The sequence below is a fragment of the Streptomyces sp. H39-C1 genome, from assembly GCF_027158125.1.
GTDB lineage: Bacteria > Actinomycetota > Actinomycetes > Streptomycetales > Streptomycetaceae > Actinacidiphila > Actinacidiphila fildesensis.
On record NZ_JAPVLS010000057.1, the window covers coordinates 44,844 to 64,948 of the forward strand.

Sequence of the window (20,105 nt, forward strand, 5' to 3'; positions counted from 1 at the left end):
GTCCGCCCCCGCGTCGCCATCGGGCCGGGGACCCGGTCCCCGGCCCCACCTGCCAGGCGTTGGTCAGGCACTGCCGGCGCGGCCACCACCGATGGGCCCGAACGCGTGCCGGAGCATCGCGCGGGTACTTCCCTTCGGTCCGCGGCGGGCCGTGGCCGGCAGCAGGGTGACCGCGTGCAGCCGTGAGGACCAGTACCGGCGCGAGGCCTTCGCGGCACGGTTCCAGCCGTGGGCCGTCAGCCGGTCGGACGTCTCCAGGAAGAACCGCCGCGCCTCGTCGAAGCGGTCCCCCGAGAGGGCCTTCGCGGACGACTCGCTGACGGCATGCCTGCGGTACTGGAAGGCCACGGTGTCCGTGACGACCATGGAGGCCCCGTCGAGCAGCAGGTCGACGACGAGCGCCAGATCCTGGATCACCCCGAGGTCGGCCCGGAAGCGGAACTTGCGCATCGCTTCGGTCCGCCAGCAGATGGAGGGGAAGTAGAGCCAGTTGCCGCGCAGCAGGCTCACGGCCAGGTCCTCGCCGCTGAGCGTGAGGGGGCGCGCGCCCTTCGGCGCGTAGAGCCGGTCCTTGGTGGTGTCCGCCAGGGTCCTGGACGGCCGGCCCTCGCCGTCGATGACATCGACGCCGGGCTGCACCATGGTCGCCTTCGGCTCATGGTCCAGGGCGGCGCGGACGGTGCGCAGATAGTTGGGCAGCAGCAGGTCGTCGCAGCCCATGAGGACGGTGTGCTCGCCCTCCGACAGCTCCACGCACCGGTTGAAGTTCCCGGTCACCCCGAGGTTGTGCTCGTTGCGGAGATAGCGGACGCGGTCGTCGGCGAGGGCGGCGAACCACTCCGGTACGCCCGCCTCCTTGCCGTCGTCGACCACGGTGAGCCGCCAGTCGTCCCCGTCCTGGGCGAGCACGCTGCGGACGGCGTCCTGCATGACGGCGACATCGCCGTAGTACGGCATCAGGATGTGGAAGCGGAGTCCGGCGGAGCCGCCGCCGGACGGATCCTGGTCCGTCATGCCGAGACCATCGTGTGCGGGGCCTGGGACGGCACCCGCCGGATCAGCGCGAGCAGCAGGACCAGGCCCGCGCGGGCCAGGTAGACCATCGCGCGCAGCGGCGAGTGGCTCGGCTTGCCGGTGGTGCGCGGCCGCATCGCGACCGGGACCTGCCGGACGGTGTAGCCGCAGCGGATCGCGCCGACGGTGCTCTCCACCGTGTCGCCGAGGTACTCCACCGGGTACCAGCCGGCGAAGAACTCGATCAGGTCGCGGTTGCAGGCGCGGAAGCCGGAGGTGGCGTCGGTCAGCCGGGTGCCGGCCAGCTTGGACATGACGCCGGACAGCAGCCGCATCGCCCAGCGGCGCGGGCCGCGGGCCTGGTAGTCGCCCTCGCCGCCGAAGCGGGCGCCGACGACCAGGTCGGCGTTGTCGAGCTCGCGCAGCAGGGCCGGCACATAGCTCGGGTCGTGCTGGCCGTCGGCGTCGATCTGGATCGCGACGTCGTAGTTGTACTCCAGCGCGTAGCGGTAGCCCAGCCGCATGGCACCGCCGACGCCGAGGTTGTACGGCAGGCGGGCGACGATCGCGCCCTCCGCCGCGGCGACCTTGGCCGTGCGGTCGGTGGAACCGTCGTCCACGACGAGGATGTCCGCGTCGGGCAGTTCCTTGTTGATCTCACCCAGGGTCGTCGCCAGCCCGGCGTCCTCGTTCCACGCCGGCACGATCACCAGTACCCGTCGGCCATCGATCATGCCCGGGCCTCGCGATCATCCGTAGTGGTGGTGGCAGTGGTGCTGTCGGTGCCCGTGTCGCCGTCGATGACGGGTTTCACCGCGTTGGCCGGCATCGGGTCGGCGGTCTGCGCCAAGTGCGCCCGGATCAGGGCCACTTCCTCGGCCAGGGTGCGCGTCTCGGCTTCGAGACGGCTGGACTCCCAGCTCAGGTGCAGTGTGACGAGCAGCACAAGGACGAAGCCGGCGAAGAGCACCAGGCTCACGCCGGAGGCGACGCCGAGCTTGTTGGCGATCGAGTCGAGCCAGGTCGGGAAGAAACCGAGCGGAGCGATGATCAGGCCGATGAGCAGCCACAGGGCCGCATACTTCTCGCGCAGTTGCTGGCGACGCAACAGCTCGACGATGCATCCGAGCACCGCCAAGCCGGTCACCGAGGTAAGTACGGACAATTGCACGATTCAGCCGTCTTTCCGGTCGGAGTACGAGGCTGCCGCGTCATACCGGCGTCGGCTGACGTCCAGGGAATGACCGGCTACCGGGCAGAGGGCGAAGAAGACGTCCCGCCAACCCGCGACTGGGTGGCGACGTCACACACGCTGCCGGACACGGCGCTCATGGTACCCCTTGGCCACAAGAGCCGAAAGCCGGGTGGACGCCCACGCCCCAGGGTCTCCGGGCCGCTGGGGGAGCCGGTCCGGCGACTACCTGTCATATCCCCCGGGGTATTCTTGCCGCCACATGAAGTCGCCCACAGCACTCCTGCGCACGCTCCCTTCCGGAACCCTTCTCGTCGGGGCCGGGGTGGCGGCGAACGCCGGCGCCTCGTACATCTTCCTGGCCCTGGCCGGCCGGACGCTCGGCCATGACGACATGGCCCAGATCTCCGTCCTGTGGTCGGTGATCGCCTTCGCGGGCATCGGGCTGTTCTTCCCCGTCGAGCAGGAACTGACCCGGGTGGTGGCCGCGCGGACCGCCGCGGGACTGGGCGCCGGGCCCGCCATCCGGCGCGGGATACTCACCGCGACGGCGATGCTGGCCGTGGTCCTGGCGGCGCTCGCCGCGGCCTCCGGTCCGCTGGCGGACCTCCTCTTCAACGGCGACCGGGCGATGGTCGCGGTCCTGGGCGCGGCCTTCGTGGGCTGGGCCGCCCAGCACACCGCGCGCGGCATCCTCGCCGGGTACGGGAACTTCCGCTGGTACGCCGTCCAGCTGACCGCCGACGCGGTGCTGCGGGTGGGCGCCGCGATCACGCTGCTGGCCGTACACGGCTCCTTCCTCGCGTTCGGCCTGGCGATGGCGCTGGCCCCGCTGCCCGCCGTGCTCCTGTGCCTGCCCGCGATGCGCCGGGCGTCCCGGCCGGGACCGGCCGCCGGCGTGGGCGAGATCCACAACGGCTTCGGCGTCCTGGTCGTCTCCACCACGCTGATGCAGGCCGTGGCCAATGCTCCGGTCGTCACCGCCAAGCTCCTCGACCCGGACAACACCCCACTGGTCACCGCCCTGGTCTCGGCGCTGATCCTGGTGCGCGTGCCGCAGTTCCTGGTCAGCTCGATGCAGGCGTCCCTGCTGGTGGAGCTCACCGGCCGGCACACCGCCGGCGACAAGGCCGGCTTCCTGCGCACGCTGCGCGGCAACCTGCTGATGGTGTCGGCGCTCGGCGCCGGCTGGGCGGTCGTCTGCGCGGTGATCGGCCCGGCCCTGAACGAGACGGCCTTCCACGCACCGCCGGCCCTCAGCTCCCTGGACTTCGGTCTGTTGGGTCTCGGCGCGGTCGCCCACCTCGCGGCGATCGTGCTCAGCAGCGGCACCCTGGCCACCGGCGGCCACCGCATACTGTGCGTCGCCTGGACGATCGGGGCCCTCGCCCTGGGGACCGCACCCCTGCTGCCCGGCGGCACGGCGCTGCAGGTCGAACTCTCCTACGCGATCGCCGCCGGCGCCGCCGCCGTCGCTCTGCTGTTCGGGCTGCGCTCCGGACTGCGCCATTTCGACCAGCCGTTCGACGCGAAGACCCGGGCACTGGTCGGGGACGCCGAGGCCCTCGGAACCGTCAAACCCGGGTGACACAGACCACATTCAGGTGGTGAACAGCCGGCAAAGGCCCGGCGAAGTTCACAGTCTTGTCACAGCGACCCGACGATCAGACAGCATCGACAAAGTCGGTTGCCGGACGCATGTACGGTCGCTGGACCATGAATGTGCGCCGTATCATCCTTCTTATGTGCGCCCTCGGCGCCCTCATCGCGATAGCCGTCCCGGCCGTTCCCTACGTCCTGGACCACACCCGCGATGCCGTCGCCGCGTCCGTGCCCGAGTCGGCTACCGGTACCGCCCCGCACAAGGTCGCCGAAGTCGCCCCGCCGCCACGGCAGTCGACCGGCGACTTCTCCGTGTCCAAGGAGAACGCCCTGCCCGGCACCCGTGCCTGGGAGGTGCGGAACCCCGGTCCGCAGAACGCGATCGAGGGATACACCAATCACGTCAGCGTGACGTCCGGTCAGCCGTTCGACCTGTATGTGTCGACCACGGCCAGCAGCTTCGAAGTCCAGGCCTTCCGGATGGGCTACTACGGCGGCAAGCAGGGCCGGCTGGTCTGGTCCTCGAAGTCGGTACGCGGTCAGATACAGCCGCCGGCCAAGGTCGTGCCGGGCATATTCATGGCGACCGCCCCGTGGAAGCCGTCCATGAGCATCGGCACCAAGGGCTGGCCCGAGGGCGACTACCTGCTGAAGCTCACGTCCAGGAAGGGCAACGAGCGGAACGTCCCGATCACCGTCCGCTCGACCTCCACCGCGGGCAAGACGGTGTTCGTCAACGCGACCGCCACCTGGCAGGCCTACAACTCGTGGGGCGGGCACAACATCTACGCGGGCCCTCCCGGCCCGCGTTCCTACGCGGAGCGCTCCCGCAAGGTGAGCTTCGACCGGCCCTACGACCGCGGTGGCAGCGGCCAGTTCCTGTGGCACGAGCTGCCCATGCTGGTCACCGCCGAGAAGCTGGGCCTGCGGATGGCCTACGTCACCTCGTCGGAGCTCGACAACATGCCCGAACTGTTCAAGGGCGCGCGCTCGCTGATATTCTCCAGCCATGACGAGTACTGGTCCTCGGGGATGCGGGACACCGCGACCAAGGCCCGCGACACCGGCATCAACATGGCGTTCTTCGGTGCCAACAACGTCTACCGCCACGTCCGCTTCGAGGCCTCGGCCCTCGGCGACCAGCGCGTCGTGACGTGCTACAAGGACCCGTCCGAGGACCCGATGGTGCTCACCGACCCGAACGAGGCGACGCAGCAGTGGCGGCTGCCGCCGAACCCGCGTCCCGAGAGTGAACTGCTCGGCGTCCAGTACGAATGGCTCGGCGTGACCGCGCCGTACGTCGTCACGGACGCGGACAGCTGGGTCTACGCCGGCACCGGCGCGAAGAACGGGTCGAAGTACCCCGGTCTGGTCGCCGTCGAGTACGACAAGCTGTTCACCGGGCCCGAGGTGCCGCGCCCGATACAGGCCCTCTCCGACTCACCCGTCACGCTGGGCAAGAAGCACAGCTTCTCCAACTCCACCTACTACACGACGCCTTCCGGGGCGGGCGTGTTCTCCAGCGGCACCCTCGGCTGGACCTGCACGGTCAACAACGACCGGTGCTCCTACCGTGTGCCGCAGAGCTCGGTGAAGTTCGCCCGCAAGGTCAGCGAGAACATCCTGACGGCGTTCCAGGCGGGCCCCGCCGGCGCGAAGCACCCGGCGGTCGACAACTACAACACGTACGCCAGGCCGCCCGCCGGCTTCTCCTACGCGCACTGACCCGCCGCGGGCCCTCCGAAGGGTCCGCGCGGGTGCACCGAACACGAAAAGCCCGACCGCAGTGGCGGCCGGGCTTTCGTGCGTCGTACCCGGTGGGCGTGACCGGTGGTGCGGCTACGGCCGCGGTGCGAACGTTCCTGCCGCGACCGCCGCCTTGAGCTCGTCCCGCCAGTCGGCCATCGCCGGGAGCCCGGCGGCGGACCAGCGGTCGTGGCCCAGCACGCTGTAGGCCGGGCGCTGGGCCGGCCGGACGAACTTGTCGGCCGTGGTGGGGCGGATCCGGTCGGGGTCCAGCCCCGACAGCTCGAACGCGGCGCGGGCCAGCTCGTACCAGGTGGCCTGGCCGGAAGCCGTGCCGTGGTACGCGCCGGCCGGGGCGTCGCCCGCGAGCGCGGCGCGGCCCAGCTCGGTGAGCCGGACGGCCAGCGCGCGGGCCCAGGTGGGCTGGCCGAGCTGGTCGTCGACGACGTCGAGCGTCTCGTGGGTGGCCGCCAGCTTCAGCATGGTCGCGACGAAGTTGCGGCCGTGCGCGCCGTACAGCCAGGCGGTGCGGACGGTGTAGCCGCTGTCGGGCAGCAGCTCGGCGACCGCGAGCTCACCGGCGAGCTTGCCGCGGCCGTACGCGTTGACCGGCCCGGTCGGGTCGTCCTCGCGGTACGGCTCCTTGGCGTCGCCGGGGAAGACGTAGTCGGTGGAGACATGGATGAGCAGCGCGCCCGCGGCGGCGCAGGCCGCGGCCAGATGGCGCACCCCGTCGCCGTTGACGACGGTGGCGGCGGCCTCGTCGGCCTCCGCGCCGTCGACGTCCGTCCAGGCTGCCGCGTTGACCACGATCCGGTGACCGCGGACCGCCGCGAGCAGCGCCGCGGGGTCGGTCAGATCCAGGTCGGCCCGGGTGGCGGCGGTGACGGCGGCGGCCGGGTCGGCGGCAAGCGCCGCCACGACCTCCTGGCCGAGCATGCCGCCGGCGCCGGTCACCAGCCAGCGGGTGCTGCCGGCGGCCGGGTCGTCGTTCGTCACGGCATCGCTCATGAAAGCGCCGCCTTGGCCTTCAGCGGCTCCCACCAGGCCCGGTTGTCGCGGTACCAGGCGACGGTGTCGGCGAGGCCCTGGTCGAAGCCGATCTGCGGCTCGTAGCCCAGCTCGGCGCGGGACTTGCTGATGTCCAGGGAGTAGCGCAGGTCGTGGCCCTTGCGGTCCTCGACGTACTCGACCATGTCCCAGCCGGCGCCGCAGGCTTCCAGCAGCCGGCCGGCGAGCTCCTTGTTCGTCAACTCGGTGCCGCCGCCGATGTGATAGACCTCACCGGCCTTGCCGCCCTGCAGCGCGAGCGCGATGCCCCGGCAGTGGTCGGAGACGTGCAGCCAGTCACGGATGTTGCCGCCGTCGCCGTAGAGCGGGACCTTCTTGCCGTCCAGCAGGTTCGTCACGAACAGCGGGATCATCTTCTCGGGGAAGTGATGGTGCCCGTAGTTGTTGGAGCAGCGGGTGACCACCACGTCCATCCCGTGCGTGCGGTGGTAGGCGAGCGCGATCAGGTCGGAGCCCGCCTTCGCCGCGGCGTACGGGGAGTTGGGCGCGAGCGGCCAGTCCTCGGTCCACGAGCCTTCGCTGATCGAGCCGTACACCTCGTCCGTGGACACGTGCACGAAGCGGCCGATGCCCAGCTTGTGGGCGGCGTCCAGCAGGGTCTGGGTGCCGAGCACGTTCGTGGTGACGAACGCGGCCGCGCCGGTGATCGACCGGTCGACGTGCGACTCCGCGGCGAAGTGCACCACCGCGTCATGGCCGGGCAGGACGGAGGCGACGAAGTCCGCGTCGCAGATGTCGCCGTGCGCGAACCGGTAGCCGGGCAGGTGGGCGACCGGAGCGAGGTTCTCCGGGTTGCCGGCGTAGGTGAGTTTGTCCAGTACGGTGACGGAGGCGGTCTCGAGCCCCGGCATCTCCCCTGACAGGACTGCGCGGACGAACTGCGAGCCGATGAATCCGGCGCCACCGGTAACAAGAATGTTCATGAGTGCCAGAGTCCAGTCAGGCCCCTACTGGGGGGCGGCGTAAGATGGTTTGCTTCGCCGTAACTCTAGCCGTTCCCCGAGTGCAGGGGCGAAGCCGAGCAGTCTTCGGCCGCCTGCCGCCGGAGAAAGTAGAAACAACATGCGTGGTATCCTCCTCGCCGGCGGGACCGGGTCCCGGCTGTGGCCGATCACCAAAGCGGTCTCCAAACAGCTGATGCCGGTCTACGACAAGCCGATGGTCTATTACCCGCTGTCGACGCTCATGATGGCGGGAATTCGCGACATACTGCTCATCACCACCGAGCAGGACCAGGAGCAGTTCCGCCGGCTCCTCGGCGACGGCTCGCAATTCGGTATCAATATCGAATACCGCTCGCAGCCGAATCCCGGTGGAATCGCCCAGGCTTTCCAGATCGGTGCGGACTTCATCGGCGGTGAGCCGGTGGCGCTCATTCTCGGTGACAACATCTTCCACGGCGCGGGCCTCGGGCGGCAATTGCAGGACCACAGCTCCCCCGACGGCGGCGTGATCTTCGCCTACCAGGTGAAGGACCCCACCGCATACGGCGTCGTCGAGTTCGACGAGCACGGCAACGCGCTGTCGATCGAGGAGAAGCCGGAGCGGCCGAAGTCGCGCTTCGCCGTCCCGGGCCTCTACTTCTACGACAGCCAGGTCGTGGACATCACCAACAGCCTGAAGCCCAGCGCGCGCGGCGAACTGGAGATCACCGAGGTCAACGCGACCTACCTGCAGCAGGGCAAGCTCCGGGTCTCCGTACTGGACCGCGGCACCGCCTGGCTGGACACCGGCACCTTCGACTCCCTCGTCCAGGCCTCGGAGTACGTCCGGGTCATCGAGGAGCGGCAGGGGCTGAAGCTCGGCTGCGTCGAGGAGACCGCCTGGCGGATGGGGTTCATCGACTCCGAGCAGCTGCGCAAACTGGCCGAACCGCTGCTGAAGAGCGGCTACGGCGAATACCTCGTCAACACGATCGCCCTCGAAGAGGACCTCCCGCGATGAACATCCGACCGCTGTCCTTCCACGGCGCCTGGGAGATCACCCCCCAGCAGCACGGCGACCCGCGCGGCCTGTTCCTGGAGTGGTACCGCTTCGACCGGCTGGAGGCCGAGGTCGGGCATCCGATGCGGCTCGCGCAGGCCAACATGTCGGTGTCGTCGAAGGACGTCGTGCGCGGCATCCACTTCGCCGACGTCCCGATGGGCCAGTCCAAGTACGTGACGTGCGTACGCGGCGCGGTGCTCGACGTGGTGGTCGACCTGCGGGTCGGCTCGCCGACCTTCGGCCAGTGGGAGGGCGTCCGGCTGGACGACGTGGACCGCAAGGCCCTCTACATCGCGGAGGGCATGGGCCACGGCTTCTGCGCCCTCAGCGACGACGCCACGCTCTCGTACCTCGTCTCGGACGTCTTCCGTCCCGACAAGGAGCACGGTGTGCACCCGCTCGACCCCGAGCTCGGCATCGACTGGCAGACCGGCGCGCCCCAGCTGTCCGCCCGGGACGCGGCCGCCCCCAGCTTCGCGGAGATGCGGGACGGCGGCCGGCTGCCGGACTTCGACGTCTGCCAGGCCCGCTACAAGGAGCTGGGCGCCGGCGCCTGACCGGACCGGACCGGTACGGCCCGCGGCACCGCACGTCAGGCGAAGACGACCGTGCGGTGCCCGTTGATCAGGACGCGGTGCTCGCTGTGCCACTTCACGGCGCGCGCCAGCGCCTGGCACTCGACGTCACGGCCGATCGCCACGAGCTGCTCGGGGGTGACCTCGTGCCCCACCCGCTCGACCTCCTGCTCGATGATCGGGCCCTCGTCGAGGGCCGCCGTCACGTAGTGCGCGGTCGCGCCGATCAGCTTCACCCCGCGCGCGTGCGCCTGGTGGTAGGGCTTGGCGCCCTTGAAGCTCGGCAGGAACGAGTGGTGGATGTTGATGATCCGGCCGGGCAGCCGCTTGCACAGGTCGTCGGAGATGACCTGCATGTAGCGGGCCAGCACCACCAGGTCCACGCGCTCCGCCTCGACCAGTTCCAGCAGCCGCGCCTCCGCCTGGTCCTTGGTGTCGGCGGTCACCGGGATGTGGTGGAACGGGATGCCGTAGGAGCCGGCGAGCTCCTCGAAGTCCGTGTGGTTGGAGACCACGGCCGCGATCTCGACGGGCAGCGCGCCGATCCGGGTGCGGAACAGCAGATCGTTCAGGCAGTGCCCGAACTTGCTGACCATGAGGACGACCCGCATCTTCTCGTCCGCCGCGTGCAGCTGCCAGTCCATCTGGAAGGCGCTGCCGATCGCCGCGAAGCTCGCGCGCAGTTTGTCCTGGTCCACCGGCGGCTCCGCCGTGAAGTGCACCCGCATGAAGAACAGCCCGGTGTCCTGGTCCCCGAACTGCTGGCTGTCCACGATGTTGCAGCCGGTCATGAAGAGGTAGCTCGACACGGCATGCACGATGCCCTGCTTGTCGGGACAGGACAGCGTCAGCACATATTGCGGTTCGTTCACCACGTCAGCCTCGCACACGCGGCCGCTCGCACGGCGCCGCCGTCCGTCAGGCGGTACGCGTGTAGATCGCCAGGACGTCGAGCGAGCGCGGCGGCGCGTCCACGTCGTCCCCGTCGGCCGTCGCGAGCTTGACGTGCGCCTCACGGGCGGCGCGGATCGCCTCCGGCCAGGCGTGGTGCTCCAGGTAGGTGCTGACCGGCGCGTCCGCGCCCACCTGGTGCAGGATCTTCAGCACCCGGAGCACCGCGACGTCGACGAGCGCGGCCTCCTGCGAGTCGCGGAAGATCGTCCCGACGTATTTCTCGGCGGACCAGTTGTCGAGCCAGGTGTCCTCGACGAGGCGGTAGACGGCGTCGGTGACGTCGCCGAAACCGGGCACCCCGGCGAGCCAGCACTCCTGCTGGAACACCGGGTCGCTGATCATGTGCAGCGCCGAGCGCACATTGCTGCGCCAGCGCCACCAAGGCATGTCATTGAGCGGCATGCCCCCCATCGTGGAGGAGCGGGTACCGCGGCGGGAAGTCTTCTCCGAAGTCTGCACGGTGACCGATCGTACGTTCCCTCGAATCCGCACCTGCAATTCACCTGAACGTGACGCTGCGTTCGCCCACGGTCACCCGCACGTTGAGGGCGGGACGGAAACGTCCATGTTCATGACTGAGCGGCGTTCGCGCAAGGCTGTCCTGTTGGCTGTATCGACGACCTGCGCGGCGCTGATCAGCGGCTGCGGTGCGATCCCGGGGAGCGCGGGGGGCTCCCCGGGACCCGTGGTCGTCATGACCTGGGCGCCGGACGGTACGAAATCGACCAACATGCCAGGAATGCCCGCCATGGCGCAGGCGTTCGCGGCGCACGTCAACGCCTCGGGCGGGCTGAACGGCCGCGACCTCAAGGTCCTCACCTGCAACGACCACAACGACACGGTCGAGGCCGCGAAGTGCGCGCAGCGGGCCCAGGAAGAGGGCGCGGTCGCCGTCATCGGCTCGTACAGCGAGCACGCCAACAGCTTCACCTCCATCCTGGAGTCGGCCGGGATCCCGTACATCGGGGGCTACGGGATAACCCAGGAGGAGTTCCAGAGCCCCATGTCCTATCCCGTCAACGGCGGCCTGCCGGCCCTGCTGACGGGCAGCGGGAAGCAACTGGCGGCCTCCTGCTCCAAGGTCAGCCTGGTGCGGCCGGACACCATCGTCGGCGACCAGTTCCCGCTGTTCCTCGACGCCGGTCTCAAGGCCGGCGGCCGGCCCGCCGCCAACGACCTGCCGACGGCCGACGACTCCACCGAGTACACCGGCGTCGCCCAGCGGGCGGTCGGCAACGCCCACTCCGGCACCTGTGTCTCGGCCGTGCTCGGCGACCGCACGGACACCTTCATCGACTCGCTCCGGCGGCTCGGCAACGAGCTGCCCGACGTGCGGCTCTCCTCGGTGATCGGCAGCATCCAGCAGTCGCTGATCGACAGCACCGGCGGGAGGAACAGCCCGCTGGAGAACGCGTTCGCCACCGGCTGGTACCCGCCGACCTCGGATCCCAAGTGGGACGCGATGAAGGAGGTCGTGAAGAAGTACGCCTTCGGTGACAACCGGATCGACGTCGCCGACCCCGGCGTCCAGACCACCTGGATCGCGTACTCGGTCTTCACCGAGGTCGTCCGGGCGATGGGCGAGGAGGAGGTCAACCCCATGACCCTCAAGCGCGCGCTGGACAAGGCGAACGCCATCTCGACCGGCGGCCTCACCCCGGACCTCGGCTGGCGCAACGAGAACATGCTCCCGGTGCCGGGCCACCCGCGGATGGTGAACGCGAAGGTCGTCTACCAGGTCGTCAAGGACGGCCGGCTGGTCGCCGCCCGCACCGGATTCGTCGACATGGCGGCGACGCTCGGCCGCCAGGTGAGCCAGAACGACTAGCAGCGGGCGCCCGGACCCCGGGCGCCCGCTCGGCTCAGAGCTGGGAGTACTCCCGCTCGGTCAGGTTGTGCTGCTTCGCGATCGCGTTCCAGAGCCGGACGGCCCGCTTCTTCTGCGCCGTAGCGCTGCCGCTCTCGCGGTCGCCCACCGACTTGACGGGGGTGCCCTTCGCGTGGCCGCCCTTGCAGGTCTTGCCGTCGCTGGCCGCCTGGTCCGCCCAGGACGCGTACGCGTTGTCGGCCGCGGCCGACGCCGCCCACGCCTTGTTCAGCGCCTCGGTCAGCTCCGCGTGCTGCGGCAGCTGGCCCACCTGCAGGGCCGCGAGGCGGGTGACGAGCGTGCCGCGCTGGCCGGCCGCCGCGCGCAGGTCGGTCGCCGCCTGGGGCAGGTTCTTGCAGGACTTGACCGACTCCACCGCGCTGACCACGGAGGACCGGCTGCTGCCGCTGTCCTTGAGGAGTGTGTCCAGGGACTTCGCCTGCTTCGTGACGGCGTCGTCGGCGGCTCCGCCCGGCTGCGCGGACGCTCCGGTCGACGAGGATGGTGGCTTGCTCGCCTTGGCCGCGTCCTTGCTGTCGTCGCCGCCCGCGCTGAGCGCGGCGCCCGCGGCCAGCCCGGCCAGGGCGCAGCCGACGACCACGATGCCGATCACCGCGGCCGGGGAGAGCCGGCGGCGCGATCCGCCACCGCCGCCACCGTTCGCACCATTTGCGTGGTTCGCACCGTTCGCTCCGTCGTACGGATCCGCATAGGCCTGAGCGGGCGCCGGAGCCGGCGGCGCTGCCTGGCCCCGGTAGGGCTGCTGACGGGCCGGCTCCGGCCTCGGCTGCTGCCGGGGGCCGTCCTGCCGGTACAGGTGGTCGTAGTCGCCCGAGGGGGCGGACTGCGGCTCGTCGTACGACTGGTCGTACGAGGGCCCCTGCGGCTGGTCGTACGACGGCTCGTCGAAGATCGAGAGCGACAGGTGCCGGGTGGCCTCCGCCTCGCTCTCGGCGGGGTACCCGGCGGGACCGGTCCCCGCCCCGAAGTGCTCGGGCGTGAACGGCTCGGGAGCGAACGGCTCGGCCTTGAACGGGTCCGGGGTGAACGGCTCCGGGGGCGGCGACGAACGCGGATACGGGGGCAGGAACTGGGTGGCGTCCGCCTCCGGCACCGGTGCGGCGGCCGCCTGCGGCGCCGGGGGCATCGCGGGCGGCATCGGCGGCATCGCGGGAGCAGGCGGGGTGGCCTGCGGATACGGCGGGAACATCATCGTCGCGTCCGCCCCCGCGCCGGCCTCGGGCGGCAGCGGCTGCGCGGCGCCCGGCGCCTGGTCCCACGGCTGCCCGCCGGCGGGCCGCACATGGTCGTCGTAATGCTGCGGCGGCTGCTCCGGTGGCAGCACCACACCCCTTCGGGGCTCGGGCGTTCCCGGGTTCTGCCGGTACTGATCGTCCGGCGTCTCGTCGCCGTGTCCGCTGTGCATCGCCGGAACTCCCGCCTTTACCCGTCGTCGGACCCGTCATCGGACTCGACGGCTCACGCTACCGGGTCAGCCTGAGAACCCACCACGCACCCGATCGGGCGAGGGCCGGACAGGGCCGCGTTGACGACGGGGAAGGACCGAATGGCGAGGTATCGGCCGTCTCTTGGGCGGTCGTGCACGGCGATGTCGTTCCGGTAACGATTCCGGCGGGTGGCGATTCCGCCGGTACCGCGTGCGCCGGGGCGGCGCGCACCCCGGGAGGACCGCCGGGCGCTATGCGGCGGCCTCCTGCTCCTGCAGATGGGCGCCGAACTCCCGTACCGCGGGCTCCGCTCCGTACGGTTCCAGGCGGCGGCGGAAGTCGTCCAGATATTCGGCACCGCGATGGGAGCGCAGCCCGGTCAGCAGGGCCACCGCCTCGGTGCCCGTGTGGCAGGCCTGCTCGATCTCGCGCTGCTGCACCTGGGCGTCGGCGAGGAGCAGCAGCCCGATCGCGCGGCGGCGCACCCGCGTCGGGGGGTGGCCCGCGAGGGACTCCTCGGCGCGCCGGGCGGCCGGGGCCGCCTGGCCGAGGTCGCGGTGGCCGTGCGCCAACTCATCGGCCAGATAGGCCTGGTCGAAGTGGGAGATCCAGTCGGGGTCGTCGTCCGGGTTGGAATGTTCCAGCGCGTCGACGGCCTGTCCGGCGACCGACGCGAACGTCCGGGCGTCGCCGAGCAGCGCGTGCCCGCGGGCCTCCGCCGCGTAGAACATCGCCTGCGCGGTGGGGGTGACCTGCCCGCGCGCGCCCTCCTGCGCGGCCCGCGCGAGCTGCGCGATCTCGCGCGGATTGCCGAGCGTCTCGGCGAGATGGCTCATCCCGGCGGCCAGCACGTAGCCGCCGTAGCCGCGGTCGCCCGCCGCCTGCGCGAGCCGCAGCGCCTGGATGTAGTAGCGCTGCGCGAGCCCCGGCTGCCCGGTGTCGACGGCCATGTAGCCGGCGAGTTCGGTCAACCGCGCCACCGCGCCGAAGAGCTGACGGCCGGTCGCCTCGCGGTAGGAGCCCGCCAGCAGCCCCGACACGACGCTGTTGAGGTAGTGCACGACGACCGGCCGCACATGGCCGCTGCCGAAGCGGTGATCCAGGTCGACGAGCGCCTTCGTCGTGGCCCGCACCGCCTCCACGTCCGCCTTGCCGACCCGCGACCCGCCGGCCCGGGCGACGGCGCCGTCGGTACGGGTGATCAGCCAGTCACGGCTGGGCTCGACGAGGGCCGAGGCGGCCACCGTCGACCCGGTGAGGAAGTCCCGGCGCCCGACGTCGCTGCGCCACAGCTCGCAGACCTGCTCGATCGCACCGAGAACGGTGGGCGCGAAGTGCAGCCCGATGCCGGTGGCGAGGTTCTTGCCGTTGGCCATGCCGATCTCGTCGATGGAGACGGCGCGCCCCAGCTTGCGGCCCAGCGCCTCGGAGATGATGGCCGGCGCCCGGCCGCGCGGCTGCTGGCCTCTCAGCCAGCGGGCGACGGACGTCTTGTCGTACCGCAGGTCGAGGCCGTGCTCGGCCCCGCACATGTTGACCCGGCGGGCCAGGCCGGCGTTGGAGCAGCCGGCTTCCTGGATGAGCGCCTGCAGCCGTTCGTTCGGCTGCCGCGCCACCAGTGGTCGTGCGGCCATGTAGTGCCCCTCCTTCATCGCGGGATCACGGGCCTGTGCCCGTCGTCCCGCTCCCCCTGGCGATCTTCGATAAGAGATCAATGCCCAGCACACATGACGTGAATTCACCGTTTTCACGGCATTTCTTCCAGGGCGTACGTCACCGCACCCACCAGGGACTACCCGCATCCTGGGCCGCGTTCCCGCACGCGCCCCCGGCCGTGCACCCGTGCGCCCGCGATGAGCCGCGGCTCCACCCCGTAACCCTTGGTGACCGAGGTAGTTGTGCAGCGCGTGGAAGACACCATCGGAGCCCCCCCGCAGCAGCTCACCGACCAACTGCTCGACACAGCGGTCCGATACGCGGAGGAGCGGCACTGGGACGTGCTGCCCGGCTCCTGGCTGGAGGACGACGGCGGCGGGTCACGCTGCTCGTGCGACTCCCCCGCCTGCCCGGCGCCGGGCGCGCACCCGACCCGCCCCGACTGGGCGACCCAGGCCAGCGGCAGCGCCGTCGCGGTGCGCCGGATGTGGTCCAAGCAGCCGCGGGCGTCGATCCTGCTGCCGACCGGACGCACCTTCGACGCGATCGACGTCCCCGAGGTGGCCGGCTGCCTCGCCCTCGCCCGCATGGAACGGATGGACCTGCCGCTGGGCCCGGTGCTCTGCACCCCCAACCGGCGGCTGATCTTCCTGGTGCTGCCCGGCGCGTCGGTCAAGGTCCCCGACCTGCTGCGCAAGCTGGGCTGGCCGCCCGCCTCCCTGGACCTCCTGGTCCGCGGCGAGGGCGACTTCATCGCGTCCCCGCCCACCCGCACCGGCACCGGCGGCTCCGTGCAGTGGGCGCGCCAGCCCACCGCCCTCAACCGCTGGCTCCCCGACGTCGAGGAACTGCTGAGCCCGCTGGCGTACGCGTGCGGCCGCGAGGCGGCGGCGAGCCGGGCCCGATAGCACCCGCCGGGGCCTGACAGGGCCTGCTCTAGGCTTCCCCGTGGATCAGCGGTCTCCACGGGGAAGGACGGCGCAACGTGCCGAAGACATTCGAGGCGGGTGCACCCGACGAGGGCGCACCGGATCAAGGCGCAGCGGACCAGGGCTACGCGGTCAGCGTCCACAACCTGTGGAAGTCCTTCGGCGAGCAGGTGGCCGTGGCCGGGATCGACCTCGAACTCCCGGCCGGACGGTTCATCGGCCTGGTCGGCCCGAACGGCGCCGGCAAGACCACCACGCTCTCCATGGTCACCGGCCTGCTCCGCCCCGACGACGGCACCGTCCTGATCACCGGCCACGACGTCTGGACCGACCCCGTCGCCGTGAAGTCCCGGATCGGCGTGCTCCCCGAGGGGCTGCGGCTCTTCGAACGTCTGTCGGGCCGCGAACTGCTTGCCTACACCGGCCGGTTGCGCGGTCTGCCCGGCGCCGAGGTCGACAAGCGCGCCGCGCAGCTGCTCGACGTCCTCGACCTCTCCGCCGCGCAGAACAAGCTGGTCGTCGACTACTCGACCGGTATGCGGAAGAAGATCGGACTGGCCGCGGCGCTGCTCCACAACCCCGAAGTGCTCTTCCTCGACGAGCCCTTCGAGGGCGTCGACCCGGTGTCCGCGCAGGTCATCCGCGGTGTCCTGGAGCGCTACACCCGCTCGGGCGCCACCGTCGTGTTCTCCTCGCACGTCATGGAGCTCGTGGAGAGCCTCTGCGACTGGGTCGCGGTGATGGCCGCCGGCCGGATCGTCGCCCAGGGCCCGCTCGCCGACGTACGGGGGGAGGCGTCCTCCCTCCAGGACGCGTTCCTGTCGCTCGTCGGCGCCACCGAACGCGGCGGCCAGGACCTCGACTGGCTGGGCGGCGCACGATGAGCGCCCCGGCCACGCACCCGTCGGTCACGCCGGTCTTCATCCGTCTCAAACTCGCCATCATCCGCAACGGACTGCGGCAGTCCACCGGCCGCACCATCGGCTGGATCGTCGGCGTCGTCTTCGCGATGCTGTACGGGCTCGCCATGGGCGTCGGGATGATCGCGCTGCGCCACAGCGAATACGGGCCGGCGGCCGCCGTCGGGCTGGCCGTCGTCCTCATCATCGGCTGGGCCGTCATGCCGCTGTTCCTCTTCGGCGGCGACGACACCCTCGACCCCACCCGCCTCGCCATGCTGCCGCTGCGCCCGCGGCCGCTGATCTCCGCCCTGCTGATCTCGTCGCTGCTGGGCGTGGGACCGGTCTTCACGGTCATCGTGACGGCTGGCGCGGTGTCCGCGCTGGCGGGCAACGCGGTCTCCATCGTCGTCGCGATCGTCGCCGTCGCGCTGGTACTGCTGCTGTGCGTGGCGCTGTCGCGCGCCGTCGCCGCCGCCAACACCCGTCTGCTCACCAGCCGCAAGGGGCGCGACCTCGCGCTGCTCAGCGGCCTGTTCGTGGCGGTCGGCGCGCAGCTCGTCAACCTCGGCGCCAGCTCGCTCGCCTCGTCCGACGGCCTGGACCGCGTCAAGTCCCTCGCCTCCGTGCTCCGCTGGCTGCCACCCGCCCCCGCGATCGACGCGGTCCGCGCGGCGACCGGGGGCTCCTACGGTCTCGCCGTCCTCGAACTCCTCTACGTCGCGGCCGTCCTGGCCCTGGTGATCCGCTGGTGGCACCACAGCCTGTACCGGCTGATGGTCACCCCCGACGCCTCCACCCTCCAGGCCGCGGAGAAGGAGGCGGGCACCGGCGGCGGCCGGCTCGCCGCGCTGCTGCCCGGCGGCCGCACCGGCACCGTGATGGAACGCCAGTTCCGCTACGCCTGGCGCGATCCGCGCTCCAAGGCGGCCTGGGCGACGGCGCTGGCCGTCGGACTGCTGCTGCCGATCGTGGCCGCCGTCCAGCACGGCAGCATCTACTCGGCGTGCTGGGCCGCCGGGCTCCTCGGCATGCAGATGTACAACCAGTTCGGTGTCGACGGCTCCGCCTTCTGGACGGTCGCCTCCACCATCTCCACCCGCGCCGACGCCCACGCGGAACTGCGCGCCCGCGCACTGGCCCTGTCGACCGTCGCCGTCCCGTACGTCACGATCGTCACCATCGGAGCGGCCCTGCTCCTCGGCCGGCCGGACGCCGTCCCGGAGACCCTGGGGCTGTCCCTCGCCCTCCTGGGCGCCCTCATCGCCGCCGGCGCCTTCGCCAGCGTCCGCTTCCCGTACGCCCTCCCCCAGGACAACCCGTTCGGCAGCTCGGCCCCCGGCCAGGGCGGCCTCGCCGCGATCAGCCTCTTCGGCGGCGGTCTCACCGGCGCGGCCTGCTGTCTCCCGCTCGTCGGCCTGACGATCTACCTCCACGTCGCCGACCACCACGCCTACCTCTGGATCCTGCTGCCGATCGGCGCCCTCTACGCCGTGACCCTGGCCGCGGCATCCCTCCGCTTCACGGCCCCCCGCCTCCTCAACCGCCTCCCGGAGATTTTGACGGCGGTGGCGAAGGGCTGAGCACAGCGAACGCCCGGGCGCGAACGCCCGGGCGCCGGTTGGCCGATCCGCGATTGCTCAGTTGGCGATCGTTCAGTTGGCGATACTGCCGATGCTGCCGCGCCAGGACGGAAGGAGTTCGTCCAGCAGGGCTTCGACGCGGGGCGGCAGGCCGCGGGCCGCGCCGTTGAGGGTGTGGTTGCGGGCCAGGAGGGATTCGGCGGCGGCTTCGAGGCGGGCCGGGTCGCCGGTGGCGTGGGTCGCGTGCAGGAGGGCGAGCCAGAGGCGCTCGTCGGAGCCGGTGACCGCCAGGGCGGTCTGCACGGCGGCGACGGCGGCCTTCGGCTTGCCCGCGTCGAGGTGCAGGCCCGCCAGGGCGAGGGCGACCTCCGCGACGAGGACCGGGTGCTGGGCGTCGACGATCTCGTGGGCGAGCCAGCCGTAGCGGCCCGGGGCGCGGTCCTCCAGGAGGGAGCCGCGGGCCAGCGCGAGGGCGTCGGCCAGCAGCCGGCGGCGGGTCTGCGGATCGTCGGCGCCCGGGCCCTCGGAGGCCGCGTGGTGCAGGGTCTGCAGGACGTCCCAGTCGGAGACGACCGTGCTGGACAGCACGAGGCGGCCGGTGGCGTCGTACGACATCCGCGACGAGCCGTCGGCGTCGGTGCCGAGCCAGTCGCGCAGCCGGTCGATGAGCGCGTCGCGCACGTCGTCGGTGACGCCGCGCGGCCAGAGCGCGGAGGCCAGCACCCGCGGGTGGACGCCCTCACGGTGCAGCAGGAGCAGCGCCAGCGCCTCGTGGAGGAGCAGGCTGCGCCCGGCCTCCGGGGTTTCGAGGCCGATGAGTTCGAACGGGCCGAGGAGGCGGGCGTACACCCCGGGCCGGCCCTGGTCGGTGAGGTCGACCATGAACGGCGGCACGGAGGCGGACGGTTCGCGGTCCGGGTCGGCCGCCGCGAACAGCCCGAGGATCGCCTCGTACTGGGCGGCCGGGAGCAGCTGTGCCTCCAGGTCCAGACCGAGGAGCGGGGCGAGCAGCCGGCCCGCCGAGGTGACCTCGAGCGCCCAGGCGGCGCCCGGCAGGTCGTCCCGGGCCGACGCGACGAGGTAGCCGATGCCCAGCCGGCCGGAGTCGGCGGCGAGTTCGGCGAGCCGGTCGGCCTCCTCCTCGGTGGGCTCGGTGGCGATCAGGACGAGGTGCGGGGAGCGCTGGGTGTGCTGGGCGCTGCCGGTCCGGCCGGTCAGTACGTTGTCCTGTCCTGCGGTCCGCAGCGCGGCGGAGCGCTGCGCGGTCTCGGCGGCCATCGTCTCGAGGACCTCGGGGACGTCAGCGAGGTGCCGGATCCTGGCCGGCGCGAGGGCCGTGAGGTCCTCGGCGAAGCCCACAAGCGTCACCGTCATCCGGTCCGACCAGCCGTTGGTGGCGAGTTCGGCGGCGACGGAGGCGAGAACCGCCTCACGGTCGGCGCGGGCTCCGGTCAGCGACACGATGCCGGGCACCGCTTCGAGGTTGAGCATCAGCCGGGCGCCGTCGAGGGTGCCGAGGGCGGCCAGGCCCGGGTACGGGGCGCTGGCGGAGCCGTCCGCGTCGGCGGGCAGGTCCGCCCGGT

The 20,105-nt window shown here is 71.5% G+C and carries 18 protein-coding genes; 8 read left to right on the top strand and 10 right to left on the bottom strand.

Translation table 11 applies throughout. The annotated features are described in order from the left end of the window. Window positions 1-63: 63 nt before the first annotated feature. Genes O3W51_RS31175 through O3W51_RS31185 form a run of 3 tightly spaced genes read right to left on the bottom strand, consistent with a single transcriptional unit; the run spans window position 64 to window position 2,161 of the window. The gene (locus O3W51_RS31175; RefSeq protein ID WP_138353545.1) at window positions 64-1,014 is read right to left on the bottom strand and encodes a glycosyltransferase family 2 protein; all 951 of its coding nucleotides are present in this window, start codon (window positions 1,012-1,014) and stop codon (window positions 64-66) included. Next, a complete protein-coding gene (locus tag O3W51_RS31180) occupies window positions 1,011-1,748 on the bottom strand; it encodes a glycosyltransferase family 2 protein (RefSeq protein WP_138353544.1) in 738 nt (245 codons plus the stop codon). The genes O3W51_RS31175 and O3W51_RS31180 overlap by 4 nt, the downstream gene beginning before the upstream one ends. Further along, window positions 1,745-2,161: a DUF2304 domain-containing protein gene (locus O3W51_RS31185; RefSeq protein ID WP_198357789.1), complete on the bottom strand. Its 417-nt coding sequence runs from the start codon at window positions 2,159-2,161 to the stop codon at window positions 1,745-1,747. The genes O3W51_RS31180 and O3W51_RS31185 overlap by 4 nt, the downstream gene beginning before the upstream one ends. Window positions 2,162-2,468: 307 nt before the next feature. On the opposite strand from O3W51_RS31185, the gene O3W51_RS31190 reads away from it, so the two are divergent. Both O3W51_RS31190 and O3W51_RS31195 read left to right on the top strand, forming a co-directional pair. Continuing rightward, a complete protein-coding gene (locus O3W51_RS31190; protein WP_138353542.1) occupies window positions 2,469-3,794 on the top strand; it encodes a lipopolysaccharide biosynthesis protein in 1,326 nt (441 codons plus the stop codon). A 128-nt stretch (window positions 3,795-3,922) separates the two neighbouring features. After that, window positions 3,923-5,533: a N,N-dimethylformamidase beta subunit family domain-containing protein gene (locus O3W51_RS31195; RefSeq protein ID WP_269287822.1), complete on the top strand. Its 1,611-nt coding sequence runs from the start codon at window positions 3,923-3,925 to the stop codon at window positions 5,531-5,533. A 114-nt stretch (window positions 5,534-5,647) separates the two neighbouring features. Here the strand turns inward: O3W51_RS31195 and rfbD are convergent, their stop codons facing one another. Together rfbD and rfbB are read right to left on the bottom strand one after the other, a co-directional pair. Further along, the gene (gene rfbD, locus O3W51_RS31200) at window positions 5,648-6,565 is read right to left on the bottom strand and encodes a dTDP-4-dehydrorhamnose reductase (RefSeq protein ID WP_138353540.1); all 918 of its coding nucleotides are present in this window, start codon (window positions 6,563-6,565) and stop codon (window positions 5,648-5,650) included. Beyond that, window positions 6,562-7,548 carry a dTDP-glucose 4,6-dehydratase gene (gene rfbB / locus O3W51_RS31205; protein ID WP_138353539.1) on the bottom strand — a complete coding sequence of 329 codons (987 nt, stop codon included), beginning with the start codon at window positions 7,546-7,548 and terminating at the stop codon, window positions 6,562-6,564. The genes rfbD and rfbB overlap by 4 nt, the downstream gene beginning before the upstream one ends. 139 nt (window positions 7,549-7,687) lie before the next feature. Here rfbB and rfbA point away from each other — a divergent pair, with 139 nt between their 5' ends. Next, the gene (gene rfbA, locus O3W51_RS31210; protein WP_269287823.1) at window positions 7,688-8,569 is read left to right on the top strand and encodes a glucose-1-phosphate thymidylyltransferase RfbA; all 882 of its coding nucleotides are present in this window, start codon (window positions 7,688-7,690) and stop codon (window positions 8,567-8,569) included. After that, complete coding sequence (gene rfbC / locus O3W51_RS31215; protein WP_138353537.1) at window positions 8,566-9,168, top strand: dTDP-4-dehydrorhamnose 3,5-epimerase; 603 nt, start codon at window positions 8,566-8,568, stop codon at window positions 9,166-9,168. The genes rfbA and rfbC overlap by 4 nt, the downstream gene beginning before the upstream one ends. A 35-nt stretch (window positions 9,169-9,203) precedes the next feature. Here rfbC and purU read toward each other — a convergent pair whose 3' ends face one another. Next, window positions 9,204-10,058, bottom strand: coding sequence for a formyltetrahydrofolate deformylase (purU, locus tag O3W51_RS31220; RefSeq protein WP_343241464.1), 855 nt, complete (start codon window positions 10,056-10,058; stop codon window positions 9,204-9,206). Window positions 10,059-10,104: 46 nt separating this feature from the next. Further along, entirely contained in the window at window positions 10,105-10,551 is a 447-nt protein-coding gene (locus tag O3W51_RS31225; RefSeq protein ID WP_269287827.1) for an SCO4402 family protein, read from the bottom strand. A gap of 193 nt (window positions 10,552-10,744) precedes the next feature. On the opposite strand from O3W51_RS31225, the gene O3W51_RS31230 reads away from it, so the two are divergent. Further along, the gene (locus O3W51_RS31230; RefSeq protein WP_244809217.1) at window positions 10,745-11,968 is read left to right on the top strand and encodes an ABC transporter substrate-binding protein; all 1,224 of its coding nucleotides are present in this window, start codon (window positions 10,745-10,747) and stop codon (window positions 11,966-11,968) included. 34 nt (window positions 11,969-12,002) lie between these two features. Here the strand turns inward: O3W51_RS31230 and O3W51_RS31235 are convergent, their stop codons facing one another. Next, window positions 12,003-13,433, bottom strand: coding sequence for a hypothetical protein (locus tag O3W51_RS31235; RefSeq protein ID WP_269287824.1), 1,431 nt, complete (start codon window positions 13,431-13,433; stop codon window positions 12,003-12,005). A 273-nt stretch (window positions 13,434-13,706) separates the two neighbouring features. Continuing rightward, window positions 13,707-15,089, bottom strand: a complete 1,383-nt coding sequence (locus tag O3W51_RS31240) for a transcriptional regulator (RefSeq protein WP_198357793.1) — start codon at window positions 15,087-15,089, stop codon at window positions 13,707-13,709. Between the two features lie 273 nt (window positions 15,090-15,362). Between O3W51_RS31240 and O3W51_RS31245 the strand changes: the two genes are divergently transcribed. The 3 genes from O3W51_RS31245 to O3W51_RS31255 all read left to right on the top strand — a co-directional run bounded on the left by O3W51_RS31245 (window position 15,363) and on the right by O3W51_RS31255 (window position 18,522). Continuing rightward, entirely contained in the window at window positions 15,363-16,019 is a 657-nt protein-coding gene (locus O3W51_RS31245; RefSeq protein WP_138353531.1) for a bifunctional DNA primase/polymerase, read from the top strand. A gap of 77 nt (window positions 16,020-16,096) precedes the next feature. Beyond that, entirely contained in the window at window positions 16,097-16,924 is an 828-nt protein-coding gene (locus O3W51_RS31250) for an ABC transporter ATP-binding protein (RefSeq protein WP_138353530.1), read from the top strand. Continuing rightward, the gene (locus O3W51_RS31255; RefSeq protein ID WP_198357794.1) at window positions 16,921-18,522 is read left to right on the top strand and encodes a transporter; all 1,602 of its coding nucleotides are present in this window, start codon (window positions 16,921-16,923) and stop codon (window positions 18,520-18,522) included. Before O3W51_RS31250 ends, O3W51_RS31255 begins: the two co-directional genes overlap by 4 nt. Window positions 18,523-18,594: 72 nt before the next feature. Here O3W51_RS31255 and O3W51_RS31260 read toward each other — a convergent pair. Beyond that, window positions 18,595-20,105, bottom strand: a 1,511-nt coding sequence (locus tag O3W51_RS31260; RefSeq protein WP_269287825.1) for a BTAD domain-containing putative transcriptional regulator, incomplete at its 5' end; no start/stop codon positions are given.